Consider the following 8,802-nt stretch of genomic DNA (forward strand, 5'->3'; position numbering starts at 1 on the left):
CGTTCACGGGTGCGCCGTCGGCGGCGCACCCCTTGCCGATCGCCTTCTCACCTGTCGAGGAAGGCCGTCCGCTCCTCGATCGCCGCGACATCCACCGGCTCGCCGATGAGGCCCTGCTCCAGGGCGTACCGTCCGGCGATCTCCAGGCAGGCGGTCAGGGCGTCGCTCCACCCGGCCGTGACCGCGCGCCCCGCGGGTGAGCCGTCCCGCTCGCCCGCGGTGTCCGTGATCGTCTGCTTCAGGGCCCGGTAGAAGGCGAGTACGGCGTCCGGGGTCTCGCGCAGCACGTCGTCACGCACCACCAGCAGGTGGTTCGCCGGGACCGTCCCGTGCCGCTGAGCCCACGCCAGCCCGGCGTTCTCGGCGTCCGGGACGAGCGGGACCAGGCCGGCGCCCTGCCCGCCGATCGCCTTCGGGCCGAGCACCGCGGCACAGACGTCGTGGGAGCGCAGCAGGTCCGCGACCCGCTCGGCCCTGGACCGCTCCACGTACGGGGGGTTGACGTACTGGGCGACATGGACGTCCTCGGTGGTCACCCAGGTGATGTCGGAGGACTTGACCCCGTACTCCTCCCGTAGCCAGCCGCGCACCCACAGACCGGTGGTCTGGCCGTACGCACGGACGCCCACGCGGCGGCCGACGAGGTCCCCGGGGCCGAGCGCCGGGCCCTCGGGCAGCCGGGTCAGCGAACGGTGGTGGGTGCTGCCCACCAGCACCACCGGCAGCAGGGTCACCGGGATGCCGGCGTCCCGCGCCTGGAGGTAGGTGGCCATCGGCATCTCGCAGACGTCGTAGGCCAGTTCGCGGACCATCCGCGCGAAGGCCGGCGGCAGTGGGGACGACTCCAGGTACCGGCAGTCCACTCCGTCCACGGGGACGGTCCCGTCCTTCAGCGGCCGGGTGTGCGGGTAGCTGCCCAGCAGCACCTTCAGGGGTGTCGGCATGGGTGTCCCGCCCCTCCCGCTCACACGTCCTCGCCGTACTGGATACGGCGGTACGGGGTGCTCAGCACCTCGCGGGTGATGCGGACGTCGACGACGGTCGGCCGGGGGGAGCGCACGTACTCGGCGAGCGCGTCGCGCAGCTCCCGCGCGGTGCGGACCGTGGCCCCGCCACCGCCCAACGCCTGGGCCACCGCGCCCAGTTCGGGCGTGGAGATGGTCGCCAGCTCCGGGTCCAGGCCCTTCGCCTTCGCCTTGTGGTACTCGGCGCCGAGGCCCTGGTCGTTCATCACCACGACCAGCAGGGGGATGTCGTAGCGGCACGCCGTCTCGAACTCGGGCAGGTGCATGAGGAAGCTGGCGTCGCCCTCCACCACGAAGCCGGGCCTGTTGCCCTGCGCGACCAGCTGGCCCATGGCGATCAGCGGGGCCTGGCCGATGGCGCCGAACATGCCGTAGTTGGAGAGCACGTCACGGGACCGCTGGAAGAGCATCGTGCCGAAGTCGGTCTGGTGGCCGCTGCCCAGCACCAGCCCCATCTCGCCCGGGAGTTCGTGGTCGAGGATCCAGATGGCCTCGCGAGGGTCGAGCCGTCCGCTCTCGCGCACGTACTCCGGCTGCCGGAACCGGCCGGTCAGGTACTCATGGACCTGGTCGGTGTGGAAGCCCGTCAGGCGGACGGACCGCTCCTGGAGGACCCGGGTCAGCTCGCCGAGGGCGGTGACCGCGTCGGCCTGGAGATAGCAGTCCGCAACCTTGCCGTTGCCCATCACCAGGTGCGGGGCGGTGTCGATCTGGATGTACTTCGCCTCGGGATAGAGATAGCCGCTCTCGATGGTGTAGTGGTTCAGGCTGGCGCCCACCGCGATCACGCAGTCGGCCTCCTGGAGCAACTCCATCGACACCTTGTCGCCGAACAGGCCCGACAGTCCGACGTGGAAGTCGGTGCGGTCGCAGAGCCAGTTCTTCGCCTGGAGGGTGGTGGCCAGCAGGGCGCCGGTCCGCTCCTGGAGAGCGAGGATCTGCTCGCCGGAGTCCGCCTTGCGCGCGCCCCGCCCCGCGATGATCACCACGCGCTTGGCGTCCTGGATCAGGTCGCAGGCGGCCTGGACCCTGGACGGGTCGGGCAGCGGCCGGGTCTTCTCGATCAGGGCGGTGGACGGGACGTAGTCCTCGTCGTAGTCGTCCAGTTCGGCCACCTGGACGTCGAACGGGGCGCTGATCATGACCGGTTTGGACTTGGTCCGTGCCAGGTAGAAGGCCTGCCGCACGGCCTCCTGGGCGTTCTCGGGCCGGGTGACGTGGAGGAACTCGCACTCGATCGCGGCGGCGAAGCGCCGCTGGTCCAGGTACTGCGTGGCGCCCTCGTCGCCCAGCGGGGTCTCACCGCAGAAGGCGACCAGGGGAGTACCTGCCCGGCTCGCCACGATCATCGAGGTGGCCAGCTGCGAGACGCCGGGACCGCTGGTCGTGGTGACGACGCCGGGTCGCCCCGCGCCGCGGGCCCAGCCGTCCGCCATGCCGAGGCCCGAGCCCTCGTGCCGCACCTCGTACAGGCGCACCCCGCGGTCGGCGAGGGCGGCCATCCAGTGCATGTTGGCGTCGCCCATCATGCCGAAGACGTCGCTGGTGCCTTCCCGCACGAACGCCTCGGCCAGTGCTTCGTAGACCTTCACTTCTGGGACTCCTTCACGTTCGCCGCGGCCGTCGCCCGCGCCTTCAGGACACCGTCGAGCCGGGAGAAGACACGCAGCGCGTTGCCTCCGTAGACCGCCTGCCGATCGGCGTCGCTCAGGCTGTCGATGGAGTCGAGGGTGTATTTGGTGTCGTCGAACCGCCGCCCGGTCTCCGGGTCCACGCTGCGGACGGCGCCGATCATCTCCGAGGCGAACAGCACGTTCCGCGCGGGGATGACGTCCAGCAGCAGTTCCATGCCGCGCTTGTGGTACACGCAGGTGTCGAAGGAGACGTTGCGGAGGATCGACTCCTCCAGCGGCGGCCGGCCGCGGTCCAGCATCATTCCGCGGTAGCGGCCCCAGTGGTACGGGACGGCGCCGCCGCCGTGCGGCAGGATCAGCCTCAGCGTCGGGAAGTCCTTGAACAGGTCCGACTCGCACAGCTGCATGAACGCCGCGGTGTCACCGGCGAGGTAGTGGGCGCAGGTGCCCTGGAGTGCGGGGTTCCTCGACATCGCGACGTGGATCATCGCGGGGACGTCGAGCTCGACCATCTTTTCGTAGAGGGGGTAGTAGACCCGGTCCGTCAGCGGCGGGGCCTGGTAGTACCCGTCCGACGGGTCGGGGTTGAGCAGACAGCCGACGAAGCCCAACTCCTCGACGCAGCGCTCCAGTTCGGAGACGGAGTTGGCCACGGAGGCGGGCAGGGCGTCGCCCGGCGACTGCGGGAGCTGGCACACCCCCACGAACCGCCCGGGGAAGAGGCCGCACACCCGGGCGATCAGGTCGTTGCTGACCCGCGACCAGTCGAGGCTGGTCCGCTCGTCGCCGTAGTGGTGGGCCATCTTGCCCGCGCCCGGCGAGAAGATCGTCACGTCGGTGCCACGCTCGGTCTGCAGCTTCAGCTGGCCGTTCCCGATGGCGGTGGCGATCTCGTCGTCGGTGATGCGGAGTTCGGCCGGCGAGACCCGCGCGCCCGATTCCTCGAACGCCCGGATCTGCTTCTCCCGCCATCTGCCCAGCGCGGGGGGCGCCGTGGTGAAGTGGCCGTGGCAGTCGATGATCATGAGTTGCTCCGAGACTCGCGTGGGGGTGGTCACGTGGTGTACGGCCGTGCCGGCGGGCGTCGGTCAGCCGCGGCCGGTCAGCTCGCGGGCCTTGTCCAGGCCGGGGTGGGTGCGCACCGGCGCCGACATCAGGAACCGGTAGCCGTCGTCGATCACCTGCTTGACGTTGCCGGCCGTGACATGGGGGTGGCCCACGGCGACCCCGCGTTCGGCGCAGATGTCGAGGATCCGCCGCTTGCACTCCAGGACCCGTGGGTGCTCGTACTGGCGGGGAACGCCCAGTTCCTGGCTCATGTCGCCCTCGCCGATCAGGATCAGCCCGATCCCCGGCACCTGGTCGAGCATGTCCGGCAGGTTCCTGATGCCGAGCTGGTCCTCGATCATCAGGCCGACGAGGATCTCCCCGTCCGGGGCGAGCGGCCACACGTCGGCCCTGGCGTAGTACTCGATGTTCGAGATGCCCCAGAAGCGCGTCGCCGCGTGCGGGCCGTCGCCGCGCAGCCCGGCCGGCTCGTACAGCGGAGCGTCGGGCAATCGCGGGTAACGGCAGGCGGCGACGGCGTTATGGGCCTCCTCGACCGTGGCGATGTGCGGCCACACGATGCCGAACGCACCGAGGTCGAGTGCCTGCTTGGCATGCCACTGCGCCTTCTCCGCGCCGTTGGCGGGGATGCGCACCAGCGGGGTGACGGCCGGCGCGAGGCTGTCCGCCTCGAAGATCTGACGCCGGCTCAGCAGGTACTGGAAGCTGTCCCGGAGCGCGTTGACGTCCCAGGGCTTGTGCTCCATCTCGAACACCACCGCGTCGTACGCCGAGTTGCTCAGCTCGATCGCGGACGCCGGGTCGGCCGCGGAGAAGGTCGCGAAGACGTGCTGTCCCGCGTCCAGAGCGCCGATCACCTTGTTGAGCCTGGACGTTGTCATCGCCGACCTCCCTGGCCGAGTGCTTCACCGGACGTGTCCGCCGAGGGGTGCGGGGCCTGCGGCGGCCGCCCCTGACGCCGCCTGGACCGTCGGCCCGTCCACCACGCGCGCAGGCGGGCGAGCAGGCCGACCGGCGGCCGGGGCGCGGCCGTGCGTCCATCGGCGGTGGGCGCCGCGTGCGGTCCGGGGGCGGCCGGGGTGCGCGGTTCGGCGGACGTCGTCGTGAGTGACCCGACGGAGGCTGCGGCAGGCGGCTCGGTGGCGGCTGCCGTGAGTGGTTCGGAGGGCTCGGCGCACAGCAGGACCAGTTGGTCGGTGAACTCCTTCGTCATCCGGGAGACCACCATCCCCGCACCCGACTCGATCAGCTTGGCGAGCTTGCCGTTGAGCCGGATCTCGCCGTCGCAGAAGACGCGGGAGGTGCCGGGGACCTCTCCCTCCACGACCCGGAAGGTCGCGCCGGCACTGAAGCGGGTGGCTCCCTGCCCGTCCGCGCCGCGGGCGGTGAGACGGCCTTCACGTGCGGGTTCGTCCAGGTCCAGGGCGACCCGGGCGGCGAACTTGACCCGGATACCGCCGAACCTGATGGCCAGGGTCCCGTCGAAGGACCCGTCGTCGTGCGACGGTCCGAGTTCCGCGCCGCCGATGCAGGACACGACGGCCGAGGGGTCGGAGATGACCTCCCAGACACGGTGGGGCGGACTCGGTACGGCGATCTCTTCCGTGATCGATATCAAAACTGTGAACCTAACTCGGCGGCAGACATGACGTCATGGCGAGGAAAAGGGCACGACGGCTCGGCGGCATGACGGCTTGGCGGTTTGGGGAGCGGGTCCCCGGGCGTCGGACTCGGGAGCCCGATCGAGCGGCGCGCTCCGGTGGCGGGCGGTTCGGCCGGGTTACGCGGCGGACTTCCGCTCGGCGGAGAAGAGTCCCCAGAGGTCGTTGTAGAGCTCCGAGAACTCGGGGGACTTGACGAGCGAGCCGATCTGGCGGGGCCGTTCGAAGGGGACGGGGATGACACGGCGGATCGTGCCGGGTCCCTTCGACATCACGACGACCTCGTCGGCCAGGTAGATGGCCTCGTTGAGGTCGTGCGTGACGAAGACGAGGGTCCCGTTCTGCTCTCGCCAGATGTTGAGCAGTTCCTGCTGGAGCTCAAGCCGGGTGATGGCGTCCAGTGGCCCGAACGGTTCGTCCATCAGCACGATGGACGGGTTGTAGATCAGGGCACGGGCGATCGCGCAGCGCTTCTGCATACCGCCGGACAGCTCACGGGGGAAGTGGTCCTCGAAACCGTTTAGGCCGACCAGCTTGACCCAGCCGGCGACCCGCTCCTCGCGTTCCTCCTTGGGAACCTTGCGGAACTTCAGTGCCAGGCCGATGTTGCCCCTGACGCTCAGCCAGGGCAGCAGGTGGGAATGCTGCGTCACGTAGGCGGCATCGGAGTTGACGCCGGTGACCCGCTCGCCGGCGTAGTGGACCTCGCCCTGAGTGGGAGTGAGCAGTCCGGCGGCCAGGTTGAGGATGGTGCTCTTCCCGCACCCGCTGGGTCCGATCACGGCGACGACCTTGCCGCGGTCGACCGTGAACGACACGTCCTCGATCGCTGGTTGGTGGGTACCGGGGAACTGCAGGGTGACGTCCTGGAGACGGAGTGCCTCCGGACGGGAGGTGCGCTGACTGGTCGACATATCTGTCTCCTCGGCCTCCTCCGTGCGAAGAGACGGAGTGGGTGGGGCCGTGCGCTCGAACCTGGAGCGGCGGTCGTGTGTGACGGTGCGGTGGCCTGCTGGCGGTGGTGCCACTGATGCAGTCGAGGGAGCGCCGGGACCGGCTGAATCCCTCTGCCGGTATGACCTCGGTGACGCTGTCCGTCTCCGAGATTGTCCGACAAGCGGTAATGGGAACGTAACATCGCGGGCCGGTGACCACAAGAATCCTGCTGAAAAACATCTCTTTCTCATAGTCGACGAGCTGCCCTCCGGAAGATTGTTGGACAATGTCCGTGCGGGTATCGCCATGTCGGCTCTGCCGCAGGTGGCCCGAATCAGCTACTGCGCCGCGTCACGGGTCCCCGGCTGAGGGCTCCGGTATGGCTCCGGGCCTGGCCGCTTCGGGTGGTGACGGTGACATCCCGTGCTCGGCGCCGTCCGGCGGCCTGCGCGAGCAGCTCAAGGGGCTGCCGACTGCCGCGGACGACCCTCACCGACCGGTGCGCGGAACCGCGGCCCGGGTCGGTCGCCGGCGTGGCGGTGCCGGGTTGCCCGCCGGGCAGCCCACTCGACGGGGTTGACCCGACAGGGCTGTTCAGATGTTCCCGCGCCTGTTCCGTTCGGCGGTGGCCGTCGACATGGCCGAGCAGTCCGCCTGCGCGCGGGGCGTCGACGAACCCGGTGTACCGCCGGTCCGTGGGGTGCGGCTTGATACCGCTGCTGTTGTGTGAAGTCCGGGACGGCCACTCGCCCGACAAGAACGTCAATGCGCAGGTGACCGGCGTCGGGCACCTGAGCGGGGGGAAAACCTCAGGCAAGGGGCGTCGGTCACGTGGTGGTACGGGTCGACCTGTCGCTCGCACCTGGTCTGAGCAGACCTTCATCGGACCTGGTGACGTGCGGGACCGGCATCTCGCTGCACGAGAATTCCGGTGAGGTCAAGCGGCGATTGCTTTGGATCCTCGGCGTGCAGGTCGCGGACCGATGCCGGAAGTCCGAATCGGCTTCCGGTTGACGGATCTTCCCGAGTTGGGTGTGGGAACTCGCTGCCAGTCGTTGAGGTCGACAGGACGCAGGTCCTCGCTCAGGATGCTGTACGACTCGCGGCGTGACGTCGGTCTGTCGGCTGCAGGTGTCGTGCGGGTGAGGCTCTCGGTTAGGGCTCTACCTTTTGCCAGTCCGTCACAGGGCCAGGGTTTGTGTGGTCCACAGGGGTGACCCAAAAGGCTTTGCCCAGCTCAGCGCTGAACTGGGCGCCTGTCCGGCCGTCCCCCGAGGAGCGGCCGGTGAGGCGGCGGCCGATCCAGGGGAGGAGGTACTGGCGGGTGAAGCGGGCGTCTTCGACGCGGCGGGCGGTCCAGTTCGGGGGAGGGGTCGGCGGCATCGGGGTGCGCCACTCCGGGTCCTCCGCCTCGTAGCCCAGGGTCTGCCAGACCGCCTCGGCGACGCGGCGGTGGCCCTCATCCGTGAGGTGGAGGCGGTCGACGTCCCACGCGCGCGGGTCGGCGAGCGAGGGGGCGCCGTACAGGTCGACGACGAGGGCGCCGTGGCGGGCGGCGAGGTCGTCGACGCAGGCGAAGAGTTCCTCCATACGAGGGCGGAAGCGCTCCAGGACCGGGCCCTGGCGGCCGGGGCTGCGCATCAGGACCAGGTGCTTGCAGGCCGGGGTGAGGCGTTCGACGGCCTCCTCCAGCAGGGCGCGCACGCGGCCCATGTCGCACTTGGGGCGCAGGGTGTCGTTCAGGCCGCCGACCAGCGTGATCACATCGGGCTGCATGGCGGCCGCCGGGCCGACCTGCTCGTCGACGATCTGCGCGATCAGCTTGCCGCGCACGGCGAGGTTGGCGTACCGGAAGCCGGGCGTCCGGGCGGCCATCCGGCCGGCGAGGAGGTCCGCCCAGCCCCGGTAGGTGCCGTCCGGTAGCCGGTCCGACATGCCCTCGGTGAAGGAGTCGCCGATCGCGACCAGGCTGGTGTGCGTGGGATTCGTCTGCATGGCGACGAAGATGATATCCCGCGTCCATACCCGCCGGTAGGTCGGCCTCCACCAGCCTCCAGCGACGCCCACCCCGCCCTTCACCAAGCCCGCTCAGCCTCCAGCGGCTTCACCGAGTCCGCTCAGCCTCCAGCCGCGCCTGCCCGGTCTCCGTGGGCGTCCGCCCGGTCTCCGCCGGTACCCCGCTCAGCCTCCAGCCGTGTCCGACCGGCCTTCAGCCGCGCTTGTCCGGTCTCCGAGTGCGTCTGCCCGGTCTCCGCCGAGTCTGCTCAGCCTTCAGCCGTGTCCGACCGGCCTTCAGCCGCGCTTGTCCGGTCTCCGAGTGCGTCCGCCCGGTCTCCGCCGAGTCTGCTCAGCCTTCAGCCGTGTCCGACCGGCCTTCAGCCGCGCTCGTCCGGTCTCCGTGGGCGTGTCCGCCCGGCCTACGCCGGTACCCGCTCAGCCTCCAGCTGTGCCCGCCCTGACTTCCACTGGCATCTGCCC

7 protein-coding genes are annotated in these 8,802 nt (G+C 70.2%); all 7 read right to left on the bottom strand.

Translation table 11 applies throughout. From position 1 onward, the window contains the following. Positions 1-47: 47 nt before the first annotated feature. Complete coding sequence (locus AC31A1_RS07830; protein ID WP_489652525.1) at positions 48-944, bottom strand: substrate-binding domain-containing protein; 897 nt, start codon at positions 942-944, stop codon at positions 48-50. Between the two features lie 20 nt (positions 945-964). After that, the gene (locus AC31A1_RS07835) at positions 965-2,617 is read right to left on the bottom strand and encodes a thiamine pyrophosphate-binding protein (protein WP_489652526.1); all 1,653 of its coding nucleotides are present in this window, start codon (positions 2,615-2,617) and stop codon (positions 965-967) included. After that, positions 2,614-3,684: an amidohydrolase family protein gene (locus tag AC31A1_RS07840; protein WP_489652532.1), complete on the bottom strand. Its 1,071-nt coding sequence runs from the start codon at positions 3,682-3,684 to the stop codon at positions 2,614-2,616. Before AC31A1_RS07840 ends, AC31A1_RS07835 begins: the two co-directional genes overlap by 4 nt. Positions 3,685-3,747: 63 nt before the next feature. Further along, positions 3,748-4,608 (bottom strand): HpcH/HpaI aldolase family protein, encoded by an 861-nt coding sequence (locus tag AC31A1_RS07845; protein WP_489652527.1) that lies wholly within the window; start codon positions 4,606-4,608, stop codon positions 3,748-3,750. Further along, positions 4,605-5,345, bottom strand: coding sequence for an SRPBCC domain-containing protein (locus AC31A1_RS07850; RefSeq protein WP_489652528.1), 741 nt, complete (start codon positions 5,343-5,345; stop codon positions 4,605-4,607). Before AC31A1_RS07850 ends, AC31A1_RS07845 begins: the two co-directional genes overlap by 4 nt. 162 nt (positions 5,346-5,507) lie before the next feature. Continuing rightward, positions 5,508-6,302: an ABC transporter ATP-binding protein gene (locus tag AC31A1_RS07855; RefSeq protein WP_489652529.1), complete on the bottom strand. Its 795-nt coding sequence runs from the start codon at positions 6,300-6,302 to the stop codon at positions 5,508-5,510. Between the two features lie 1,177 nt (positions 6,303-7,479). Further along, on the bottom strand, positions 7,480-8,319 hold the full coding sequence (locus AC31A1_RS07860; RefSeq protein WP_489652530.1) for an SGNH/GDSL hydrolase family protein: 840 nt from the start codon (positions 8,317-8,319) through the stop codon (positions 7,480-7,482). Positions 8,320-8,802 lie beyond the last annotated feature (483 nt).

It is taken from the genome of Streptomyces sp. P5F9 (assembly GCF_057961495.1).